General features: G+C 54.0%; 20 protein-coding genes and 2 tRNA genes. 7 read left to right on the forward strand and 15 right to left on the reverse strand.

From position 1 onward, the window contains the following. Positions 1-122: 122 nt before the first annotated feature. Positions 123-431, reverse strand: coding sequence for an ArsR/SmtB family transcription factor (locus PXG97_RS13480; RefSeq protein ID WP_025608763.1), 309 nt, complete (start codon positions 429-431; stop codon positions 123-125). A 123-nt stretch (positions 432-554) separates the two neighbouring features. Here PXG97_RS13480 and PXG97_RS13485 point away from each other — a divergent pair, with 123 nt between their 5' ends. The 3 genes from PXG97_RS13485 to PXG97_RS13495 are packed head-to-tail and all read left to right on the forward strand — an operon-like array spanning position 555 to position 4,099. Then, the gene (locus tag PXG97_RS13485) at positions 555-1,628 is read left to right on the forward strand and encodes an anhydro-N-acetylmuramic acid kinase (RefSeq protein ID WP_276498286.1); all 1,074 of its coding nucleotides are present in this window, start codon (positions 555-557) and stop codon (positions 1,626-1,628) included. A 56-nt stretch (positions 1,629-1,684) separates the two neighbouring features. Beyond that, on the forward strand, positions 1,685-2,917 hold the full coding sequence (locus tag PXG97_RS13490) for a Glu/Leu/Phe/Val dehydrogenase dimerization domain-containing protein (protein WP_276498287.1): 1,233 nt from the start codon (positions 1,685-1,687) through the stop codon (positions 2,915-2,917). Positions 2,918-2,932: 15 nt separating this feature from the next. Continuing rightward, positions 2,933-4,099: a mechanosensitive ion channel family protein gene (locus tag PXG97_RS13495; RefSeq protein WP_276498288.1), complete on the forward strand. Its 1,167-nt coding sequence runs from the start codon at positions 2,933-2,935 to the stop codon at positions 4,097-4,099. Between the two features lie 330 nt (positions 4,100-4,429). On the opposite strand, the gene PXG97_RS13500 is transcribed toward PXG97_RS13495, so the two are convergent. After that, positions 4,430-6,913 carry an AsmA-like C-terminal region-containing protein gene (locus tag PXG97_RS13500; RefSeq protein ID WP_276498289.1) on the reverse strand — a complete coding sequence of 828 codons (2,484 nt, stop codon included), beginning with the start codon at positions 6,911-6,913 and terminating at the stop codon, positions 4,430-4,432. A 210-nt stretch (positions 6,914-7,123) separates the two neighbouring features. Here PXG97_RS13500 and PXG97_RS13505 point away from each other — a divergent pair. Next, a tRNA-Val gene (locus PXG97_RS13505) sits at positions 7,124-7,198 on the forward strand. 141 nt (positions 7,199-7,339) lie between these two features. Beyond that, positions 7,340-7,414: transfer RNA gene (locus PXG97_RS13510), tRNA-Val, on the forward strand. 174 nt (positions 7,415-7,588) lie between these two features. On the opposite strand, the gene coaE is transcribed toward PXG97_RS13510, so the two are convergent. From coaE to PXG97_RS13550, 8 genes are all read right to left on the reverse strand, one after another. Then, positions 7,589-8,191: a dephospho-CoA kinase gene (coaE, locus tag PXG97_RS13515; protein WP_276498290.1), complete on the reverse strand. Its 603-nt coding sequence runs from the start codon at positions 8,189-8,191 to the stop codon at positions 7,589-7,591. A gap of 2 nt (positions 8,192-8,193) precedes the next feature. Next, a complete protein-coding gene (locus PXG97_RS13520; protein ID WP_276498291.1) occupies positions 8,194-9,090 on the reverse strand; it encodes a hypothetical protein in 897 nt (298 codons plus the stop codon). A gap of 80 nt (positions 9,091-9,170) precedes the next feature. Next, on the reverse strand, positions 9,171-9,479 hold the full coding sequence (gene yajC, locus PXG97_RS13525) for a preprotein translocase subunit YajC (protein ID WP_276498292.1): 309 nt from the start codon (positions 9,477-9,479) through the stop codon (positions 9,171-9,173). Between the two features lie 35 nt (positions 9,480-9,514). After that, on the reverse strand, positions 9,515-10,063 hold the full coding sequence (locus PXG97_RS13530; RefSeq protein WP_276498293.1) for a DUF1573 domain-containing protein: 549 nt from the start codon (positions 10,061-10,063) through the stop codon (positions 9,515-9,517). Between the two features lie 18 nt (positions 10,064-10,081). Beyond that, on the reverse strand, positions 10,082-11,080 hold the full coding sequence (locus tag PXG97_RS13535) for an isocitrate/isopropylmalate dehydrogenase family protein (RefSeq protein ID WP_276498294.1): 999 nt from the start codon (positions 11,078-11,080) through the stop codon (positions 10,082-10,084). A 2-nt stretch (positions 11,081-11,082) separates the two neighbouring features. Beyond that, on the reverse strand, positions 11,083-11,388 hold the full coding sequence (locus tag PXG97_RS13540; protein ID WP_266203713.1) for a YtxH domain-containing protein: 306 nt from the start codon (positions 11,386-11,388) through the stop codon (positions 11,083-11,085). A gap of 89 nt (positions 11,389-11,477) precedes the next feature. Next, positions 11,478-12,650 carry a transcription antitermination factor NusB gene (nusB, locus tag PXG97_RS13545; RefSeq protein WP_276498295.1) on the reverse strand — a complete coding sequence of 391 codons (1,173 nt, stop codon included), beginning with the start codon at positions 12,648-12,650 and terminating at the stop codon, positions 11,478-11,480. Between the two features lie 192 nt (positions 12,651-12,842). Continuing rightward, entirely contained in the window at positions 12,843-13,943 is a 1,101-nt protein-coding gene (locus PXG97_RS13550; protein ID WP_276498296.1) for a Glu/Leu/Phe/Val family dehydrogenase, read from the reverse strand. A gap of 156 nt (positions 13,944-14,099) precedes the next feature. On the opposite strand from PXG97_RS13550, the gene PXG97_RS13555 reads away from it, so the two are divergent. Together PXG97_RS13555 and PXG97_RS13560 are read left to right on the forward strand one after the other, a co-directional pair. Beyond that, positions 14,100-15,881, forward strand: coding sequence for an ABC transporter ATP-binding protein (locus PXG97_RS13555; protein WP_276498297.1), 1,782 nt, complete (start codon positions 14,100-14,102; stop codon positions 15,879-15,881). A 150-nt stretch (positions 15,882-16,031) separates the two neighbouring features. Then, entirely contained in the window at positions 16,032-16,445 is a 414-nt protein-coding gene (locus PXG97_RS13560; RefSeq protein ID WP_276498298.1) for a hypothetical protein, read from the forward strand. A gap of 19 nt (positions 16,446-16,464) precedes the next feature. Here the strand turns inward: PXG97_RS13560 and PXG97_RS13565 are convergent, their stop codons facing one another. The 5 genes from PXG97_RS13565 to truA form a co-directional block, all read right to left on the reverse strand. After that, entirely contained in the window at positions 16,465-17,082 is a 618-nt protein-coding gene (locus PXG97_RS13565) for a TetR/AcrR family transcriptional regulator (RefSeq protein ID WP_276498299.1), read from the reverse strand. 91 nt (positions 17,083-17,173) lie between these two features. Continuing rightward, positions 17,174-17,692: a GyrI-like domain-containing protein gene (locus PXG97_RS13570; RefSeq protein WP_276498300.1), complete on the reverse strand. Its 519-nt coding sequence runs from the start codon at positions 17,690-17,692 to the stop codon at positions 17,174-17,176. After that, positions 17,689-19,458, reverse strand: a complete 1,770-nt coding sequence (locus tag PXG97_RS13575) for an ABC transporter ATP-binding protein (RefSeq protein WP_276498301.1) — start codon at positions 19,456-19,458, stop codon at positions 17,689-17,691. The genes PXG97_RS13570 and PXG97_RS13575 overlap by 4 nt, the downstream gene beginning before the upstream one ends. Positions 19,459-20,196: 738 nt before the next feature. Beyond that, the gene (locus tag PXG97_RS13580; protein WP_276498302.1) at positions 20,197-21,504 is read right to left on the reverse strand and encodes a cystathionine gamma-synthase family protein; all 1,308 of its coding nucleotides are present in this window, start codon (positions 21,502-21,504) and stop codon (positions 20,197-20,199) included. A 34-nt stretch (positions 21,505-21,538) separates the two neighbouring features. Further along, on the reverse strand, positions 21,539-22,285 hold the full coding sequence (truA, locus tag PXG97_RS13585; protein ID WP_276498303.1) for a tRNA pseudouridine(38-40) synthase TruA: 747 nt from the start codon (positions 22,283-22,285) through the stop codon (positions 21,539-21,541). Positions 22,286-22,296 lie beyond the last annotated feature (11 nt).

Here is a 22,296-nt window from a genome sequence, read left to right on the forward strand (position 1 = left end):
GCACATTTTTTTTAGTGAAAAAACAACTGAGGCCTCCGCAAATCTCTGGTTTATGAGATGGACGGGGGCCTCAGCCGTTTCTTCGCAGGCAAAGAAGTGCCGCACCTAGTGCAGGCTTTATCTTAGATATCAATGCAGCATTCTTCCAAGCAGTCAATCACATCGATCAGTTTGGGGATGGCCAGCGAATAGTAAATTTTGGTACCCACTTTAAAAGACGAGAGAACCCCCTTGTCTTTCAGTGTAATGAGGTGCTGCGATGCAATGGCCTGCGGAAGGTCTAACTGCTTATATATCTCTGTAACAGTCATTTTATCCTCTTTTCCGAGTAAATCCACTATCGCCAGTCTTTTGGGGTGTGCCAATACCTTCAGCATGGCTGCCGCCTTATCTATCTTCTTCGATTCAACTCTTGACAACAAACTTTTCATAATTAAATTTTATACCTAACAGTTTCTACAATTCATTTATTCAATCCTATTCATAATAAGATATATACGAAGCCTGCACTATTTGGCTGAAAATCATTGGCATGCTTTTACTATTTTTGGCCAATGGATACTTCTTATCATGTGATCGGCTTAATGTCCGGGACATCCCTCGATGGCCTCGACATTGCTTACTGTAGATTTACGTACAAATCCCAGAATTGGATATATGAGATACTAAATACTACTACATTACCATATACTAATGAACTAATTGTCTCTCTCCAAGGTGCCGAGACCGCGAGCGGCCTGGAACTGGTGGAACTGGACCATGCCTTCGGCAGATTCATGGGCCAGCGAGTTCATGAGTTTGTACAACAACACGCAATACGCCCGGATTTTGTTGCCTCTCACGGACATACCATTTTCCATCAACCCGCCAAGCACATCTCCCTGCAGCTGGGCCACGGCGCCTACCTAGCCGCACACGCGCAGCTGCCCGTGGTCTGCGACTTTCGCACCCTCGACATCGCACTTGGGGGGCAGGGCGCGCCGCTGGTGCCCATCGGCGACGAGCTGCTCTTCGGCCAGTACGACTATTGTGTAAACCTGGGAGGTATAGCCAATGTTTCCTACAGCCACAACGGCACCCGCCTGGCCTTCGACACCAGCGCCTGTAACATGCTGCTGAACACCCTGGCCAACAGCATGGGCCTGCCTTACGATGATAACGGCAAGCTTGCCCGCTCCGGTACGCTGCAGCAGGATTTATTAGACGCCCTGAACGAACCGGCCTACTTCGCTGCCCCGGCCCCCAAATCGCTGGGCAAGGAGTGGGTGCTGGAGCACAGCCTGAAAAGCCTGGAGGAGAGCACAGCCTCCGTGGCTGATAAGCTGCACACGGTCTGCCACCACATTGCCCAGCAACTGCGCAACGCCCTGCCCCTGCTGCACGGGGGCCAGCACCGTGTACTATTAACAGGAGGCGGCGCGTTTAACGGCTACCTGGCGGGGCAGATACAGCAGCAGCTCGGCCCGCAATACAACGTAGAGGTTCCGGCACCGGAGGTGGTGTCGTTTAAGGAGGCGCTGATCTTTGCCTTTCTGGGCGTGCTGCGCTGGCGGGGCGAGCCTAACTGCCTCAGCAGCGTAACAGGGGCCAGCCGTAGCAATGTTGGCGGGGCGGTGTACCTCTGCTAAGCCCTCTTTAAAATTTGTACCTTTGCATAACCCTAAATCACAACTGATAAACTGGAATGAAAGACTTACTTGCAAAGTTCGAGAACAAGATACCGGAAATAGTTTTTGAGTGGAAAGACCCTGAGACAGAGGCAGAAGGCTGGGTGGTGATCAACTCGCTGCGCGGTGGTGCGGCAGGAGGCGGCACACGGATGCGCAAAGGGCTGGACAAGCGTGAGGTGGAGTCTTTGGCGAAGACCATGGAAGTGAAGTTTACTGTTTCAGGTCCTGCCATCGGCGGCGCCAAGTCTGGCATCAACTTCGACCCGGCAGACCCCCGCAAGCGCGGCGTGCTGGAGCGCTGGTACAAAGCCGTGATCCCACTCTTGAAGAGCTATTACGGCACCGGCGGCGACCTGAACGTGGACGAGATACACGAGGTGATTCCCATCACAGAGGACTATGGCCTGTGGCATCCGCAGGAGGGCGTGGTGAACGGCCACTTTAACGCTACCGAGCCGCAGAAGATAAACAAGATCGGACAGCTGCGCCAGGGCGTGGTAAAGGTAATCGAGGACCCGCACTTCTCCCCTTCCACGGCCCGCAAGTATACTATCGCCGATATGATCACGGGCTTTGGCGTGGCCGAGGCTGTGCGCCACTACTATGACATCTGGGGCGGCGCGTTTGCAGGCAAGCGGGCCATTATACAAGGCTGGGGCAACGTGGGCGCAGCAGCAGGCTATTACCTGGCTTCCAAAGGCGTGAAGATCGTAGGCATCATCGACAGGGCCGGAGGGCTTATCCATGACAAGGGTTTTACCTTTGAGGAGATTACGGACCTGTTCCTGAGCCGCCAGGGCAATGCCCTGAACCCGGACACAGCGGGCATGCTTTCGTTTGAGGAGGTGAACAGCCGCATCTGGGATTCGCCCGCTGAGATCTTCATTCCAGCGGCCGCCTCCAGGTTGGTTACGCGCGAGCAGGTGGAGCGCATGATCCAGAGCGGCATGCAGGTTATCTCCTGCGGCGCCAACGTGCCGTTCCAGGACCCGGAGATCTTCTTCGGCCCCACCGGCGAGTTTGCCGACCGCAACCTGTCCGTCATCCCTGATTTTATCGCCAACTGCGGCATGGCCCGCGTGTTCGCTTACCTGATGGGCAGCGATGTGGAGATAACCGATGAGGCGATCTTCAGCGACACGTCCCACATCATCCGCACGGCCCTGGAGCGATCGCATGAAAAGCAGGTGCAGAAGACGGAGATCGCTAAAACTAGTTTTGAGATTGCCCTGAGCCAGTTGCTCTAAGTATAACGTTTCCCTATGCAAGAGTTGTTAAACAGTGGCTGGCTCCGCCAGGAGTTTCTCGGCAACACGGTGGCGGAGTACCTTTTATCCGCGGCCATACTGCTGTTCGGCCTTCTCTTCAACACCCTTTTCTCCAGGCTGATTTCGGGCCTGGTGTACCGCCTGGGCAGCCGCTTTTGGCCAGAGGCTAATTTACCGGAGTTCCGCCGCCTGCTGGTGCAGCCGCTGGAGGTGCTGCTATTCCTGGTGTTTCTGTACCTGGCGTTCCAGGTGCTGGACTACCCGGTGCAACCGGATGACCTGAAGGCAGGCGACCCTTTCCTGAAGACCTTCCTGTTCCGCACGTACCAGGTGTTTGTGATTGTAGCCCTGACGTGGGTGCTGCTGCGCTTTGTAGACTTTGTGGGGCTGGTGTTCACGTACCGCACCGAAAAGACAGCCTCAAAGCTGGACGACCAGCTGGTGCCTTTCTTCAAGGACTTCACGAAGGTGCTAGTGGTGATCTTTTCTTTCCTGATCATGCTGGGCTCGGTGTTCGGGGTGAATGTAACAGGCTTAGTGGCCGGCTTGGGTGTCGGAGGTCTGGCCATTGCCTTTGCCGCCAAAGAGAGCCTGGAGAACTTGCTGGCCTCCTTCACCATCTTCCTGGACCAACCTTTTATGGCCGGCGACCTGGTGCAGGTAGGCGAGCTGATAGGCGTGGTGGAGAAGGTAGGCTTCCGGAGCACGCGCATCCGCACACTGGAGAAAAGCTTCGTGACGGTGCCCAACAAGCTGATGATAGACAAGCCGCTCGACAACCTGACGCTGCGCACTTTCCGCCGCGCCAAGTTCGATATCAGGCTTACGTACCACACCACCTCCGAGCAGCTCCGTGCCATCACACGCGACGTACAGGAGTACATAAACCAGCACCCGCGCACCAACGAGGATGGCCGTATCCGGTTCCTGAGCCTTGGACCAGACTCTAAGGATGTGATGGTCCTATACTTTGTGGACACCATGGACTGGAACGACTTTATTGACATAAAAGAGGAGATTAACTACAAGATCGTGGAGATCGTGGAAAAGCACGGCGCTGAATTCGCCCTGCCAACACAGAAGCTTTACCTGCATAAGCCCGAAGAAAAGCTACAGCCCCAGCAGGAGAAGCCTTATTTTGGAGGATCAGACTTAGAGTAGACACAAATAAAAAAGCCGGAGAAGCTCCGGCTTTTTTTTCACCCTTATATCTTAATTCTTCTGAATTGCAAGGTTACACTATCATCTTAACCAATCCGGGAAGCATGTTCCCGTTATACCTAAATCCTTAAGCTCTACAAGCACCGTGTCTCGTAGTTTTGGTTTCTTTAACGACCTGCTTTGCCCATAGTTACACACGAAGTATAACTTTTACCCTGTACGGAACCAATTCTAAAGTAAACAGGCCATACTAGTAAGTAAACAGATAGAATTTTTTAAGGATAATTACCTTCTGCCGCTAAAATCAGGCATATCAGGGAACTATGTGCTTTAGTTAAAATCGAAGTACTCGCCTTCCTGCAGCTCCACTTCCTTCTCTTTCTGCTTCGGCTTTTTACCGCGCAGCAGGTCGCGCAGCTCCTGCCCCTCCTGCTTCAGGTCTGTCTTGATCTTCTGTCGCACCCGCTCATCGTCATAGGCGATTTTAAAGTTGCTCTCGCTTCCCTTTAGCGTCAGAAACAGGTTGCTGTTGCCCGCATCCGGATCTTCGGCCACCGTTCCGAAGCGGGCATCCTTATCAGGCCGCTTGTTGCTGAAGAGCGGCAGCCTGATCTTGTAGTCCATCACCTGGTCAAAGGTGTGGGTGCCCGACACCGACACCACCGGCGCTGCCGACAGGTTGGAGCGGATATCCATCTCCGGGATATAGATCGTGCCCTGCTGGATCCAGAACGAGTTGTGCAGCTCGGCAAAGCGCATGTTTGCCAGCTCTGAGCGCTTTACAAAGGCTGACATCTTCTGCATAGGCGGGAAGTTGATGAGCTGGCCATTGCGCACCGTGGCCTGTATCTCGGCCTGCAGCAGCTCGGTCTTGGGGTTGAGCTGACTATCGAAGTAGACGTCGGAGATGATGTTGGCCGTAAGCAGCCCACGAAGGTGACGCTCCTCGACGAAGTTCTGGTGGAAGTTCTCGAACACGTGGAACAGGCTGTCGACACTCATGTTATTGAGCCGGGCGGCGGTGCTCAGCTTGATGTGGTTGCGGCTCCGGGCGTCCAGGTTACCGCGCACGGCGAAGTCGCCGCCAATGGCCCGGAAGGAGATATTAGGCGACGACACCACCTGGTTCCGCAGCTTTACCTGCCCCTCGATATTTTTCCCCCTGAATCTTCGGAACCGCATCCGGTCGATGGAGGCGCTCAGGTCGAAGGCGATGTTGGGGGAGACGATAAACCTGTAGCCCTCTCCGGTGCGGGCGCCCTCCGGCGTGTTTTGCTCCTCGCTCAGCAGCTGGTCAAAGTTCAGGTACCGGCTCTTGAAGTCTGCCTCCACCAGCAGGCGCTGGTTCTCCAGGATCAGCCAGGCCATCACGTTCTTGAACATCCCGTTGATGGCGAAGTCAGACTCGCCCAGCTTGCCCTTGAAATCAGACACGGCGACATCGTTGCGCTTGAACATGAAGTTGCCGTTAAGGCTGCTCAGCGGCAGCGGCATTTCCTGCAGCGTGAGCGACACGTTGTGCAGCGTGATGTCGCCGGTAGTGTTGAGGGTGCTGTTGCCTGGGCGCGCCTTAAACTCATTCAGATTGCCCGAGAAAGCGATGCGCACATCCGCCAGGCCACTGCCGCTGCGCACCTGCGCTATCTTGGCCAGCCCCAGCACATAACCCACATCCAGCATCCCCTCCACATCAAAGGCAACGTGCGGGTTGTCGAAGTTGCTATACTTCAGGTTGCCTTTAAAGGGCCGGCCGTTCAGCACGCCCTTCAGCTCCTTTAGCTCCAGCACCGAGCTGGCCGCGTTCTGCCTCTCGCCGTTCGTAAAACTGCCCGTCAGGTAGATCTTCTCGACGCGCTGCTGCACATCAGGGTGGAAAAAAGACGCATCGCGCGCACCAAAGTTTATACTTATACCTGGGGTGTGCCTGCCAGAGGCCTTGCCCTTCACGGTACCGTTAAAGTAGACCTCGCCTTCGCTGCGGTACCGGCTAAGCTCCTCAGTCATCCCTTCCGGCAGCAGCGAGAGCAGCGACTGTATATTTGTGTTCTTGCCCTCCAGCTTCAGGTCCAGCTCTGTCACACCGCCATAGGCAATGCCGCCGCCCACCTCGTAAGCCGCCTCTCCCACCTTTACCACCGATGGCTGCAGCGCGATGGTTTGCGCCTCCCGGTTTATACTTAAGGCTGAGGCAAGGTTAACTTTCTTCCCCTTAAAGTACTCACCGGTGCCAACTTTAATCGTCTGGATAGTGGCCTGCCCTTCGGCCTCAATGGCTATTGTCTCAGGAGAGATGGCAAGGGCTGCTGCCAGCTGGTGCGCGTTGACCTCGTAGCGCTGCTTCAGCTGCTGGTCGATGTAGTGCACGGCCACCTCGCGCAGGTTTATGCTTTCCAGGTCAAAGGAGAAGTCACTCTGCTCGGAGGAGGTGTCGGTTGCGATGATCTCGTAGTTGACGCTTCCGTCGGGCAGCACCTTCACGTACACTTCCCCCTGCTCCATGTAGAACTCTTTCACGCTGTATTCGCCGCGCAGCACATCCCAAAGGCTGAAGGTAAAGTATAGCTTGTTGGCCCGCGCCAGCGACTCCTGGCTCTCTGGCAGCCCCTCGTGCACGTTCACCTCATCCAGGGTAACGGCCACCTGCGGAAACTTATCGAAGAGCGAGAGCGAAATCTGCCGCACATCCACCTTTGTTTTGATATGCTTGTTGGCCTCTGCCACAAAAAGCCCGATTATTTTATCTTGATAGGTGTACACCAGCGCCAACGCCAAGCCCACAGCCACCACTACACCGGCGGCTCCATAAAATAGCACTTTTTTTACCACTCCTTTTTTCACTTGGCGAAAGTTCAGATTTATAGCGTCTTATCAAACATAAAGGTACTGCAGTAATAGTGGGTGAACAATAGGACGTAAGGCTTCAGAAAACTTTTTAACATTTTTTGATCAAATGTTTTGCAAATAAAAAACTATGCCCCATATTTGCATCATCAAACGAGGACGGAAGGTCATCGAAAGCATCACGGGGTGTTAGCTCAGCTGGTTCAGAGCACCTGCCTTACAAGCAGGGGGTCACTGGTTCGAATCCAGTACGCCCCACAAAAGGACAACTGCAAAGTTGTCCTTTTCTTATGTGTATACTTTTTCTATCTCTTACCTCTCCGGTAGTTAAGGATTAGCATAAAAGTAGCAGCACATCTATAACATCAAACGAGGACGGAAGGTCATCGAAAACATCACGGGGTGTTAGCTCAGCTGGTTCAGAGCACCTGCCTTACAAGCAGGGGGTCACTGGTTCGAATCCAGTACGCCCCACAAAAGGACAACTGCAAAGTTGTCCTTTTTTTATATCCCTACTTTTTCATTCCTGCTCGTAATGCGCACATTCGGTGCAGGTTATACTTTACCAACGCCCCACTGCCAGGCATAGTATATCTCTCCTGCCATCGTTACTACGGCAGCCAGTAGTTTCCCAAAAAATTAAATGGTTTATACTTGGGCCTTAGCCCCCGAGAATTGCTTGTGCAGGGCCAGCACCTGCGGGATGATAAGCTGCTTGTCATCGTTATAGATGATGTGCTGGGCACGGCGCATTTTCTCCTCCTCACTCAGCTGGCGGGCAATGATGGCCTTTATGTCGGCTTCGGTGCGGTGGGTGTCGCGTTTGAGCAGGCGTTCGATACGCAGCTCCAGTGGCGAGGCTACCACAATGATCTCATCCATCTGCCTCCACGACTCTGACTCAAACATCAGCGCAGCCTCCTTCAGCACATAAGGCTTATCGGCATGAGTGGCAGCCCAGGCGGCAAAATCGTTGCCAACGTGCGGATGCACCAGGCTGTTGAGCCGCGCCAAACGCTCCGGGTTGTTAAAGACCATGCCTGCCAGGTAGGCACGGTTCAGTTCGCCAGCTTCGGTGAAGGTGGCCGGGCCGAAGGCCTCCAGCAGCTCCTGCCGCAGCGCTTTGTCGTGGTGCATCACCCATTTGGCGCGGGTGTCGGCATCATATACCGGTACGCCCAGCACAGCAAACAGGCGGCTCACAATAGATTTGCCCACCCCTATGCCACCGGTTATACCTATCTTCAGCATGATTATCGCTTGGTAACTTTTATGCGGGTAGGCCACACCTGCACGTTGCGCAGCCCGCGCGGCTGTTGCACTAGCTCCGGCACCAGGGTGGAGTCAATAGGATTGAACTTGCTGTAGTCAAGCACCACCTTAAAAGCAGAGCGGTTCAGCAGGGACATGGAGTCCTGCAGCATCTGGTAGCGCAGCACCACAATAGGCGGGCGAAGGTTCAGCGACACTCCCTCAGGCACGTTTACCAGCTCCGGCAGCACCTGCCGCTCCTCTGCCACCAGGTTCTTCACATTCACGATCACCTGTGCCTCCTCCACATCCGCCTCCACCAGCGACTTATAGTCGTAGTTGATCGGCACCGGCACTTTGGATGGCTCTACCAAGGTTTGCTCCGGCAAGCGCAGCAGGAAAGGGTCTGGCAGGCTGTCTACCAGTGAGGCGGGGCCGGTAAAGGTAACGCTGTCGGGGTTCACGCGGATCGCGCCTACCACAGCGTGCTGGTTGTCGGTTAGCTTCTGCTTCGGGTCCACCTGCAGGGCAATGCGCTTCTGCACTTTAGGGTCAAAGTCGAAGTAGATGGTATCGGTAACAACAAAGTTGAGCTGGAGGCCGTCCAGGGCATTGACAAGCGAAGGGCGCAGGGCTGAGCCCAGCAAGTAGTCATTGCGCGGCAAATCGCGGATGTAGATCTCGGCGGGCTGCACCTCCAGGCGGAGGCTCTTGCGCAGCAGCTTCCATCCTTTCCCGGTCACGTTGATGGATACCTCCTGCGGTAGCGGCTTGATGGGGACAAGCTCGTTTTCATCATACACAAACCGGATGGGGTATGAGGTTTGTGTGCTGTAGCTTTTGTTTAGGGCATTCAGAAGCCAGAAGGTAGAGGCCGCCACAAAACAAAGCAATACCACTCGCCAGTATTGCTTTGTTTGTGGCTGAAATGGCCTCATGAACCATAAGGCTATATTTTTTACTCCCTCTAAAGGCAATGTTACGCTGGTTTTTGCACCTTCATGGTCGCTTCCATGGAGACGGCGGTTTTATCGAACGTCAGGCGGACGCCTTTGTCTACTTCTAACGTAATGGTATCATCGTCTATTGCGATCAGTTTGCCGTGCAGGCCGCCTATGGTTACCACAGTCATGCCTTTTGCCAGCTCCTCGCGGAACTTCTTCTGGTCGCGCATCTTTTTCTGTTGCGGACGGATCATGAAGAAGTAAAACACAAGGATAATGGCCCCGAACATAAGCAGCTGAGGCAGCATGCCTCCGTCCGGAGTCTGAAGAAGGATATTGTTCATTGATGTAGTCTCTTTTGTGCGTTATAGGGTATGGATTAGTTGCGGCGTACCGGGCCGTCTGATCCAGCTACCGGAATGCTGCTGCCTTCTACATTACCCTTCATGGCTACGCGCACGATGTTGGGCTCTGTGTTGGCACGAATGGTAACCGTTGGCTGCTGTTGCCCCATCTTGCCGGTGCTGTTAAACTTAACTGCCACTTTACCTTTCTCGCCTGGAGCAACAGGGGTCTTGGTCCACTCTGGCACTGTACAGCCACAGGTAGCCGTAGCGCTTTCGATAACGAGCGGCGTGCTGCCGGTGTTGGTGAACTCAAAGGTGTGCTCAATCGTCTCGCCCTGCTTGATCGTACCGAAGTCGTACTCGGTTTCTGCAAACGTCATCACGGCAGCGTTCTCAGCAGTTGCCGCTTCGCCTCCGTCTGCAGCGGTAGCCACCACGTTCGGGTTTTCGATCGGCTGAACAGGCGCCTCGGCGGCCGTTGTGTTCTCAGCTACTGTATCGTTGCCGGCTTGGTTGTTATCGCAGCTTGTGGCAAGCATGGCTACAGCCATACCTGCTACCAGAAACAGATTCTTTTTCATGATCAGTATGCTAATAGATTAAAGTTTCGAAATGATGTTCTGCGCGAACTGCATCGTGTTGGCCTTGCCGCCAAGGTCGCCGGTGCACTCTTCTTTGTTAGCCAGTGTAGCCTCCAAAGCAGCCTCAATGCGGTTGCCCTCTTCTTTCAGGTCAATGTGGTGCAGCATCATGATGGCGGAGCGCAGCAGGGCCGTCGGGTTGGCGATGCCTTTGCCGGCGATGTCCGGGGCTGATCCGTGTACGGCCTCGAAAATAGCCATCTCGTCACCGATGTTGGCACCGGCCACCACGCCCAGTCCGCCTACCAGGCCTGCGCACAGGTCAGACAGGATATCGCCGAACAGGTTGGTGGTCACGATCACGTCGAACTGCTCTGGCTTTGCCACCAGCTGCATGCACATGTTGTCGATGATCTTGTCGTCGGCCTGGATGTGCGGGTACTCTTTTGCAACTTCGTTGAACACGCCCAGAAACAGGGCGCCGGCGCTCTTCAGGATGTTGGCCTTGTGCACGGCCGTCACTTTTTTGCAGCCATGCTTGTCAGCGTAGGCAAAAGCGGCGCGGACAATCTTCTGGCAGCCTACGCGCGTGAGGCGGGCCACTGAGTCAGAGATCTGCAGGCGCTCGTCAAACATCTCCAGGCCAGAGTAAAGCCCTTCGGTGTTCTCGCGGAACAGTACAGAGTTCACGTTGTCGAAGCGCGTCTCGATGCCTTTGGTAGTCTTGGCCGGCCTTACGTTAGAGTACAGGTCAAACATCTGGCGCAGCTGCACATTTATACTTTTAAAGCCTTTGCCCACTGGCGTAGTGATAGGTCCTTTCAGCGCTACTCTGTTCTTCTTCAGGGAAGCGATCAGAGTGGTCGGGATCAACTCACCGATAGCGTCGAAAGTGGTTTGGCCAGCGTTTTCTTCTTCCCACTGCACGGGCACGTTGGCAGCACTAAAGATAGCTTTTACAGCTTCTGTGATCTCCGGTCCTATCCCGTCGCCAGGAATAAGGGTAACTTGTCTCATGCTTATAGTTCTTTGCGGCTATTTATTTCGTTGATAAGTGAGTCTACGTCGCCAAGCAGCTTCTCCGCTTTCTCTTTTGCGTCCTGTATCACACGCTGTCCCTCAGACTTTGCCGTGGTCGGCATGTTTTCGCCTTTGGCAATTAGTTGCTCCAGCAGGTCCGAAAGGGTGTCGCGGTACTTCTCCAGGCGGTAGCTTAGCCAGTATCTTGTTTCACGGCCTTTCTCGGGGGCAAAGAGGATACCGGCCACGGCTCCTACAGCGGCGCCGGAAACAAAAGCCAGCATTGCACTTGTCTTCTTGCTCATAGTTCTTGTATTCTTTATAAATCGGGTACAAACTTTTTTTCTCTTACTACGGAGAAACCGTCCTTAAGGCCGCCTTTACCAGACCCGGCTTATTTGTTGTCTATCAGGCCACGGCCCGACTTGCGGATTTCGCCTTTGGCCGCCAGCTCCTGTGCCATCTTGTCCAGCACACCGTTAATGAATTGCTTGCTCTTAGGGGTGCTGTACAGCTTCGAGATCTCGATGTACTCGTTGATGGTCACCTTTACCGGTATGCTGCGGAAGATGTACATCTCGCTGAGGGCCATCTTCAGGATGATCTTATCGAGTAGGGCCACACGCTCCACGTCCCAGTTCTTCACACTGGCCGCGATCATGGCCTCATACTTCTCGTCCTGCTCCACCGTCTGGAAGTATAGGTCCTCAAAGAAGGCCTTATCGTCTTCCCAGTTGGCCGACAGGTCCAGCAGTTGCTTGTCTTCCTCGGCCTCCTCGGCAAAGATCTTAACAGTTTTGTTCACCAGGCTTCTTACAATCGACTTGTTCTCCACCCAGTTCAAATCCTGCTCCTCAAACAAAGATTGTAAGTTTTTTTCTTTAAAGATAATGTTTTTAAAAATATGTTTCACCACCTCAGCGTCCTCTTCCAGGGTGTGCTCAGGCTGTTTTACATACTCCAGAAACACTTCATCCTTCTTCAGGATGTTCTTGTAAACGGCGCGGATCTCGCTGATATCGGAGCCCCAGCTAATGTTGCGGCGGATGATGCTTTCCTGGTAAGACTTGCTCTGCAGCAGGCGCTGCACTACCTTGTTGCGTAGGAAGGCGGTGGCATCCGGACCTTCGGCGGCGGTAAAGCGGTTGACTTTTTTCTCTTCCTCCTCCTCTATCAGGCTCACCAGTACCTCCAGTATCTGCAGGGTGCCCAGGTAGTGGTCGTAAATGCGCTCCACGGCGCTCAGCATCTGGTTGCCGTAGTATTTAAAGTCTTTCTTGGTGGCGTTTTTGTAGAACACGATTGCTCTGTTCACCGCATCTATTACATCCTTGTCGGCACCTTCAGCATCAAATTCCTGCTTCTCGTACCATTCTTTGAACATCAGCGTGGCCATTTGCTTTCTGCCTTCGAGCAGCTTTCGGTCCTGCACCTCCATGGAGTTCAGGTCGGGGGCAAAATCCTCGTTTATCTGGTCTAAGGCCAGCAGATAGTCTGAACCTACGGCTTGCTGATAGGCATAAATGGCCTGCATCGCCTTAATTCGTAGTGTTCTGCGGTTGAGCATATTCTTATTTTAAAGAGCGTGTGTTGGTAAAGTATACTTGTGTGGGCACAGTGCCCGGTAATTTTGTGTTTCCTGCTACGTAAAAGCGGAGAATGCAGGCTATAGTTCCGCAGTATGAGGGCGAAAAGCAAAAGTGCCACAGGTCAATGCAGCACTTTTGTCTTTTAACAGTATGGTTACAAGCTGTAGGGCTTAGTAAGTGGAGCGCACCTTGCCGATGCTCTCGATACGCTTCTTGGCCATTTTCACGGCAGCGGCCTGGTTGTGGATGCCTTCTTTCTCGGCAAGCTCAAAAATATCCAGGGTATAGCCGTAGATGCGCTCTGTCTGGGCATAGGCGCTCTCGCGGTTGTAGCCGATCAGTTCAGAGTACACGTTGATCAGGCCACCGGCGTTGATCAGGAAGTCCGGGGCGTAGATGATGCCTTTCTGCATCAGCGCAGGGCCGTGCACCTGCTCATCGCGCAGCTGGTTGTTGGCCGAGCCGGCAATAACCTGGCACTTCAGGCGGTTCAGGGTGTCGTCGTTGATGGTGCCGCCCAGTGCGCACGGAGCGTAGATGTCCACGTCCAGGTCGTAGATCTCATCCATACCTACCACTTTGGCGCCGTACTTGCCAGACACCTCGCGCAGGCGGTCCTCATAGATATCGGTGATGAAGATTTCGGCGTTCTCCTTGGCAAGCAGCTCCACCAGGTAACCTCCCACATGGCCCACGCCCTGCACAGAGATCTTCTTTCCTTCCAGCGAGTCTGAGCCGAATGCTTTTTTAGCAGCAGCCTTCATGCCCATGTACGTGCCGTATGCCGTTACCGGAGAAGGGTCGCCGCTACCGCCCATAGACTCAGGCAGGCCTGCCACGTGCTCCGTCTCCATGCGGATGTATTCCATGTCCTTGGTGGTGGTGCCCACGTCCTCAGCCGTGATGTAAGCGCCGTTCAGGTTCTTCACAAAGCGGCCGTATCTGCGCATAAAGGCCTCGCTCTTGTCTTTCTTGGCATCGCCGATGATCACGGCTTTACCGCCACCCAGGTTCAGGCCAGAGATAGCCGCCTTGTAGGTCATGCCTCTGGACAGGCGCAGCACGTCGTCCAGCGCCTCTGCCTCGGAAGCGTAAGACCACATGCGGGTACCACCCAGCGCGGGGCCAAGCACGGTATTGTGTATACCGATGATAGCCTTCAGACCAGTTTCTTTGTCGTGGCAGAAAACAACTTTCTCATGGTTGTGTTCTGATATCTGATCAAAGACTGACTTGTCTTTTTTCACTTCAACTTCTTTTAATTCCACCATTGATAGTTTTGATTAGGGGTTGTTCTATCTTTGTGAAGGGGGGAGGTAAGATATAGCCCTCCCCTTTTCGCGCAGCAAAATTAAATCTTTTTTTGGTTATTTCAATTTGCAGGGGCTATCTCTGCGTAAAAGCGCAAAAGGCATCAAGTTCTGACTGTGAAATCGTTACGATATCTAAATAAATACCTTCTTAAGTATAAGTACAGGCTCCTGCTGGGGCTTGTGTTTACCATTATCTCCAACTTCTTCCAGATTTTGCCGGCCCAGGTGGTGCGCCACGCCTTTAACCTGATAAAGGAGGGTATAAACCTGCACGGCCTGTTCGGAGGCATGGCGCAGCAGGAGGTGGTTTACGACATCTTCTCCAGAAGCATCCTGGTGTATGGCGTTATCATACTCTTAATGGCGCTGCTGCGGGGCGTGTTCCTGTTCTTTGTACGGCAGACTATTATCGTGATGAGCCGCCTGGTGGAGAACGACCTGAAGAACGAGATCTACGCCCATTACCAGAGCCTGCCGCTCAGCTTCTACCGCAAGAACAACACCGGCGACCTGATGGCGCGCATCTCAGAGGACGTGAGCCGGGTGCGCATGTACCTGGGGCCAGCCATCATGTACGGCATCAACCTGGTGATCCTTTTCCTGATGGTGATCCCCTACATGTTGTCGGTGAACGTGAAGCTGACCATGTACACGCTGATCCCGCTGCCGATCCTGGCTATCAGCATTTACTACGTCAACAACATCATCCAGCGCAAGTCCGACGAGATACAGCGCAGCCTCTCAGGCATCACCACCTTTGTGCAGGAGGCCTTCTCGGGCATCCGGGTGATCAAATCTTTTGTGCGGGAGGACGACTCGCACAACAACTTCACCACGGCCAGCAACACCTACAAGGACAAATCGCTGGAGCTGAACTTTGTAAACTCGCTCTTTTTCCCGCTGGTGCTGTTCCTGGTGGGCCTGAGCACGATCATCACCATTTACATTGGCGGCCAGGAGGTGATCAAAGGAAGTATCACCACGGGTAATATTGCTGAGTTCATCATCTACGTGAACATGCTAACCTGGCCGGTAACCTCGCTGGGCTGGACGGCCAGCCTGGTGCAGCGCGCCGCCGCCTCGCAGGAGCGCATCAACGAGTTCCTCAACACCAAAAACGACATCGTTACCCGCCAGAACATCAGCAGGGAAATTATCGGCGACATCCGGTTCGAGAACGTGGACTTCGTGTACCCCGACACCGGCATCCATGCGCTCAGGGGCGTCTCGTTTGACATCAGGCACGGCGAAACGCTGGCTGTGATCGGCAACACCGGCTCGGGCAAGAGCACCATCGCCAACCTGCTGCCGCGCATGTACGATGTCACGGGCGGGCGAATATTGATAGACGGTGTGGATGTGCGCGATTACAACATCGATAGCCTGCGCAGCCAGATCGGCTATGTGCCGCAGGACGTGTTCCTGTTCTCCGACACGATTCGCAACAACATCGGCTTTGGCCTGCCAAGTATAACCGAGGAGCAGATGGTGCAGGCCGCCAGGGACGCTGACGTGTATGAAAACATAGCCCGCTTCCCGGAGGGCTTTAACACCAAGCTGGGCGAGCGCGGCATTACGCTTTCAGGCGGGCAGAAGCAGCGCGTGTCCATTGCGCGGGCGCTGGTGCGGGAGCCAAGCATCCTTATCCTCGACGACTCGCTCTCTGCCGTAGACACCAAGACCGAGAACGCTATCCTCAACAGCCTGCGCCGCATCATGCAGAACCGCACCAGCATCATTATCTCGCACAGGGTGTCGTCGGTGAAGCTGGCAGACCGGATACTGGTGCTGGACGATGGCGTGATTGTGCAACACGGCACGCACGAGGAGCTGATAAACCAGGACGGGCTGTACAAACAGCTGTATGAGCGCCAGCTGCAGCAGGAGGATGTATAGCGACTTTACCGATTTTTAGGTGCCGTTGGCCATTTCTGAGGCTACTTCGCCTTGCCAAAGATAGCTTGTGGGATTTTTTTAGGGCAAAATCTGTTATGCTTACGTATAGCAAATTTACTATCACTTTTACACCCACTAAACGCACTGCATATGGCTATTGACCTACAGCAAATTGGTAAAAGGTTTAGGTTCTACACCAACCTGAAGGAACTGGAAATGGAAGACCTCAAGTCCATCACCGGCAGCGACGAAGAAACCCTCACCCATATTATTAATGGCTGCAATATCGTGCTAGACGAGTTGGTAGCTATTGTAAAGCACTTTGAGGACCTGAACCCGCAATGGCTTATTTACGGCGAGGGCAGCATGTTTAAGCCCATGGATGAGAACGGCCATTGCCACGAGCCAAACAAGAAAGACTGCCTGAAGAAAGACAAGGCTGCTTACCTGAGGCAGATGAAGGACATGCTGATTGAGCTGGAAGCAGCTGAGATAGCCAAAGGCCATAAACCGGATGTAGACGCCCTACGGGCTAAATTAGATGCATTGCGGGCGGCACAGTAAGTGCCGCTTTTTTTGTACCTTATCCTTCTCCCGGCACTGCTATGCCGTTAAGGATAAGGTTGATGGTATACAGCACATCCCGCTCTATTTTCTCGAAGTCAATGGAAGGCAACTGGTGGAAATCGGCGCGCTGAAACTCCTCGAACTGGATCAGGTCCTTTACCACCATCATGGAATAACCCACCCGCTCTGCCTCACAGGGGATAAAGACGCCTTTAGAAATGCCTTCTTTTATCACAGTGGCATAATAATTCGCCTCCTTGCCCCTGGACTCCCGGAACAGCTCCTGGAACATAGCGCGTGTCTCGATCAGTACCTTGATAGAGATCGTGTGCTCCGACACGATTTCCTGGTAGTAGCGCAGCGAGGACTGAATGTATAACAGCAGACGTTTATGAGGGTTAGGCTCGTGCTCAGCCAGCTGCTTGATGTGCGAAAGGCGGGCCTTCCACTCCTGCGAGAACGCCTCGATGTAAAGCAGCTCCTTGCTTTTGTAGTAGTAGTACAGCGACGGCTTCTTCATGCCAATGGCCGCAGCGATATCGTCGAGGGTGGCCTTGCTGTAGCCTAGCCTACCGAACACGCTTTTGGCTGCCTCTAGGATCAGCTCTTTTTTAGCCTCTGCTTTCTTGCCCAAAGTATAAACGCTGTGGTTTCCGAGGGGATGGTGAAGTATGGGTCCTCTCTTCCCAAATATATAGTATAAATCTATACTTGCAAGTATAGGGCTACTCCTTTACCGGCACCTCCAGCACGCCCTTGTCATCCTCCGGGAACCACTCCACGTAGAACTCCTCCAGCTTCAGTTTTTCCTCCTTGGCGTAGTCGAACACGGCGGCGTAGAGCTTCTTAGGCAGCAGGGCTATGCTGGCCGTTGCCTCGGCCCGAACCACCTTACGGCCTCCAGGCACCGTGCGCAGCGTGTACCCCTCGGGTAGTTTGGCGGCGGAGTCAGGGATGATAACACCGATAAAGGCGCGGATGCTGTCGCCGCTTTTGTCAGGGTCGTTGTAGTAGATGTTGCCGGGGTATCCCTCCAGCTCCTTCTGCTCCAGCACCTGCGACACTCGCTGAAAGGCGTTGCCGAGCGTTTCATCCTCTACAGACCCCTCAAACAGCTGCCCCGCCACATGCATGGGCTTAGAAGTGGTAAGGGTAACATCCGGCGCTGCAAACCCGCCCAGGTAAGTATAAAACACCAGCAGGAGAATGGCAATGGCTGCCACTACGTAGAAAAGTTTTTTCATAAATCGATCATGTTCTTGTACTGCATCTGGTACAGCTGGGCGTAATAGCCGTTTTTCTCCAGCAGTTCTTCGTGGTTGCCTATCTCCTTCAGCTCGCCGCGGTCCAGCACAATGATTTTATCAGCTTTCTGAATGGTGCTGAGGCGGTGTGCGATGACAATGGAGGTGCGCCCGTGCATGAGCTGGTCTATGGCGTACTGTATCAGTTCCTCGGTTTCGGAATCTACGCTGGAGGTGGCCTCGTCCAGGATGATGATCTCCGGGTTATACACCATCGCCCGCACAAAGGAGATAAGCTGCCGCTGGCCCACAGACAGGGTGGCGCCACGCTCCATTACCTGGTAGTGCAGCCCACCCGGCAGGCGCTCAATGAACTTACGCGCCCCCACCAGGTCGGCAGCGTGCCACATCTGCTCCTCCGTGATGGCTTTGTTGCCCAGGCTGATGTTATCGGCAATGCTTCCGGAGAACAGGAACACATCCTGCAGCACCACGCCAATGTGGTGGCGCAGCACGCTCAGGTCGTACTCCTGCAGATCGTGGCCATCCACCACAATATGCCCCTTGTTGATTTCGTAGAAGCGATTGAGCAGGTTGATCACCGAGGTTTTTCCGGCCCCCGTTGCCCCCACGAAAGCCACCGTCTCGCCCGCCTTTACCTCAAATGAAAGGTCGCGCAGCACCCAGTCTTCGTCTTTGTAGGCAAACCACACGTTCTCGAAACGCACGCTTCCCTTTATTTTCTTTGGGGCGTAGGTGCCGTTGTCGGGGATCATCTCCTTGCTGTCGAGCAGGCGCATGAGGCGCTCGGTGCTTACCACGCCCAACTGCAACGTGTTGAAGCGGTCGGCTATCATGCGGATCGGGCGGAAGAACATCTGAATGTACAGTATAAACGCCATCAACGTGCCCAGCGTAATCTCATCCTCTATCACGCCGTAAGCGCCATACCATACCAGCAGGCCCAGGCCTGCCGCACCGATAATCTCGGCCACCGGGAAGTAAACCGAGTAGTATAAAACGGACCGAATATTGGCGCGCGTGTGCTCCTTGTTGATTTCCTTGAACTTCTCCATCTCCCGCTTCTCGTTCGTGAAAATCTGCACGATGCTCATGCCCGTGATATGCTCCTGCACAAAAGAGTTGAGCCGCGCCACCGCTGTGCGCACCTCCTGGAAAGTGTTCTTGATCTTCTCCTTAAAGATGTAGGTACTGATGAGCATGAGCGGGAAGGTAGACAAGCTCACCAGGGCCAGCTCCCAATCGATATAGAACATGAAGCCGAGGATGAACACCAGCTGCAGGATATCGCCAATCATGGCCGCCAGGCCCTCGCTGAACACATCAGAAAGCGTCTCCACATCAGACACGTTGCGGGTTACGAGTGTGCCAATGGGGGTACGGTCGAAGAACTTGAGGCGCAGGTTGAGGATGTGTCGGTAAAGCACAATCCGGATGTCGCGGACCACGTGCTGGCCCAGCCAACCGGCAAAGTAGGTATGCAGGTACTGCACAATGGCATGCACCACCAGCAACACGCCCAAAATCACGAACATGCGGTTCAGGCCCTCCCAATCGTTGTTCAGAATCTCGTGGTCCACGGTATACTGAATGAGGAAGGGGCGCACCGCAGCCAATATGGCCGAGGCAAAGGTCAGGAACACGATAAAGTAGAATATCCTGATATAGGGTTTCACAAACGTGAAAAGCCGCTTCAGCACGTCCGAATCGAATACTTTACCGCTTTGTTTAGGTGTATCTTCCAAAAGTATGCTTCTGCTAAAGTGTGGTTAATGCTGCTGCACTGTCTCCTCTGTACGAGCGCTATTGTTTAACCGATTGTAAAGTTAATGGTTTTGGAGCAGGATTTTCAGGATTTGTAGTGGAAGGGGAGGTTATACTTCGCTGTTTCCTTTTGGCGCAAGTCTCTGGCCTTTTATCCTGCTTAGGGGTGTTGGGTCTCCGACTTAACTGGCTTCAAGAGCCATACTTATACTTTGGATGTACTTTTTATACTTCTCTGGCGCAAGCGTCGGCTTGTGCCTTCTTATACTTTAGCCACTGCTTCCCACTGCTTGAACCAAGGCGTCCTTACTAGCTACTGCTTATCCACAGCCTTACAAGCGGCTCTTTTCATAGCCAGCTTTCTGCTCTCCAACCCGAGATGGCTCGTCTTGGGGGTAGGGGCCCTCGATAAGGGCATCGCGCTAGGAGCTTTTCCTTTGCTCCTGCGTCGCAATGCCTTCGGCACCGGAAATCTAGAAGGCGCTCAACCCAAAGACTGGGTCCATATTTCGATAGCCACTGCCTTTGCTGTGGAACAAGTATAGTTCCCCTCCTTGGTTAAGGTGGGGCTAGGGGTGGTTGGAACCGGTGCTGCAGAAAGCGAATCTGGAGATTCGCTTTTATACTTTGACACGGGAGCGACTCCCGCACCAGTTAAAACAAAAAAGGCCGGAGCTATACTTAGCTCCGGCCTTTTTCTATACTTCAGAATCTATACTTTATACTTCGGCTGCTACAGCTATTTCTACTTTTGCCAGCGCCTGCTCCACATCGGAGATAATGTCCTCCGGATGCTCCACGCCTACCGAGATACGCACCATGCCTTCACCAATGCCCATTTTGGCGCGGTCAGCTGGGGAGATATCGGAGTGGGTCATGGAGGCGGGGTGCTCGGCCAGCGACTCGGTGCCGCCCAGGCTTACGGCCAGCTTAATCAGACGCAGGCTGTTCAGGAACTTGAAGGCCTCTTTCTCACCGCCTTTGATATCAAAGGAGATCATAGAGCCGGCGGCAGTGCACTGCTTCTGGTAAATGGCCTGCTGCCGCGGGTTGTCCTGCAGGTCGCCGAGGTAGTAGATTTTCTCCACCTTCGGGTGCTGCTTCAGGTAGTTGGCTACCACTTCTGCGCCACGGGCCTGCGCCTCCATGCGGATCTTCAGGGTCTCCAGGCTGCGCATCAGCATCCAGCCGGTCCAGGGACTGGCCATGGAGCCGGCAAAGGTGCGCATGCCCTTCACCTGCTTCAGCAGCGCGGCAGATCCTGCACAGGCACCGGCAATCAGGTCGGAGTGGCCCCCGATGTACTTGGTGGCGGAGTATAACACCAGGTCCGCGCCATGCTTGAGCGGGTGCGAGAACACCGGCCCCAGAAAGGTGTTATCCACGGCCACCACTACTTTCTTATCGGCGGTGGAGTATTTCTGGCCCAGGGCCACGCATTCCTCTATGTCCACCAGGTGGTTGGTAGGGTTGGCAGGCGTCTCAATATAAATCATCGCCAGCTTGTCGGCCACGCCAGAGGCTTCGAGCAACTGCGCTACTTCTTCGGTCGTGGCACAAGCCTGGAAGCCTATACTTTGGATGCCGAACTTGGGCAGGATGTTCTTGATGTAGTAGTCGGAGCCACCGTAGATTGGCTCGCTGTGCAGGATCACGTCACCAGGCTTGAGCAGGGCTAGTAGCGTGGTACTAATGGCAGCCATGCCGCTGGCAAACACTGCTGCCTCCTCGGCACCGTCCCAGAAGCGGAGGCGGTTTTCCAGTATCTCCAGGTCGGGGTTGTTGAGGCGGCTGTAGATCAGGCCCAACTGCTCCTCGGCGTTCTTCTCGCGCAGGCCGTAGGCCAGTTCAAAAAAAGCCTTGCCCTCCTCGGCATTTTTAAAGACAAAGGTGGATGTTTGGTAAATAGGGGCTTTCACGGCCATTTCCGACCACTCGGGATTGTACCCGTAGCTCATCATTAAACTCTCTGGCCGCACGTGCTTTCCGTTTAGGTGCGGCCCCAGATGGTCCTCTTCCAGTTGCATAAGGTTAGATTTATGGGTTAAAGGTTGATTAGTTTTAAGGTATAAATAGTTCTGATGGATACTCTACTTTAGCCAGATACAGCCCCTCAGATGGCGCTGCCCCGCTGGACCTGCGTCTGTCCTGGCTGGCCACGATCTGCTCGAATTCCTGCACCGTTAGCTTGCCACGGCCCACATCTACCAGCGTGCCTACGATCAGGCGCACCATGCCCCGCAAAAAACGGTTGGCCCGTATGGTAAACTGCAGCTCCTCCCCTGCCTGCCGCCACACGGCCTCATACATGTTGCAACGGTAATGCTTGGTATCGCCCTTTACTTTGCTGAAGGTAGTAAAATCCTCGTACTTAAGCAGTATGGCGGCGGCCTCATTCATCTTTTCCACGTCCAAAGGGCGGCTGTGGTACCATGCGTGGTAGCGCTTAAAGGGGTTTTTGCGTAGGGTGATGTGGTAATGGTAAGTGCGGGCAAAGGCATCGTAGCGGGCGTGCGCATCAGGCTGCACCAGGTATAAGTCCACGGCGGAGATATCCTCCGGAAGGATGCGGTTGAGGCGGTAAACCACCTGCTGCGGGTCTAGGGGTTGCTGCGCGTTAAAATGCACGAACTGCTGGCTGGCATGCACCCCCGTATCGGTGCGGCCGCTGCCGGTGGTGCTGACAGGCTCGCGCAGCACCTTGTTTAAACTATCCTCTAACACCTCCTGCACCGACAGGGCGTTTGGCTGCACCTGCCACCCATGAAACCTTGTTCCGTCGTAAGCTATCTCTAAAAAATACCGCATAAGGCAAAGAT

Origin of the sequence: Pontibacter litorisediminis (genome assembly GCF_029360645.1) — a bacterium.
Taxonomy (GTDB): Bacteria; Bacteroidota; Bacteroidia; order Cytophagales; family Hymenobacteraceae; genus Pontibacter; species Pontibacter litorisediminis.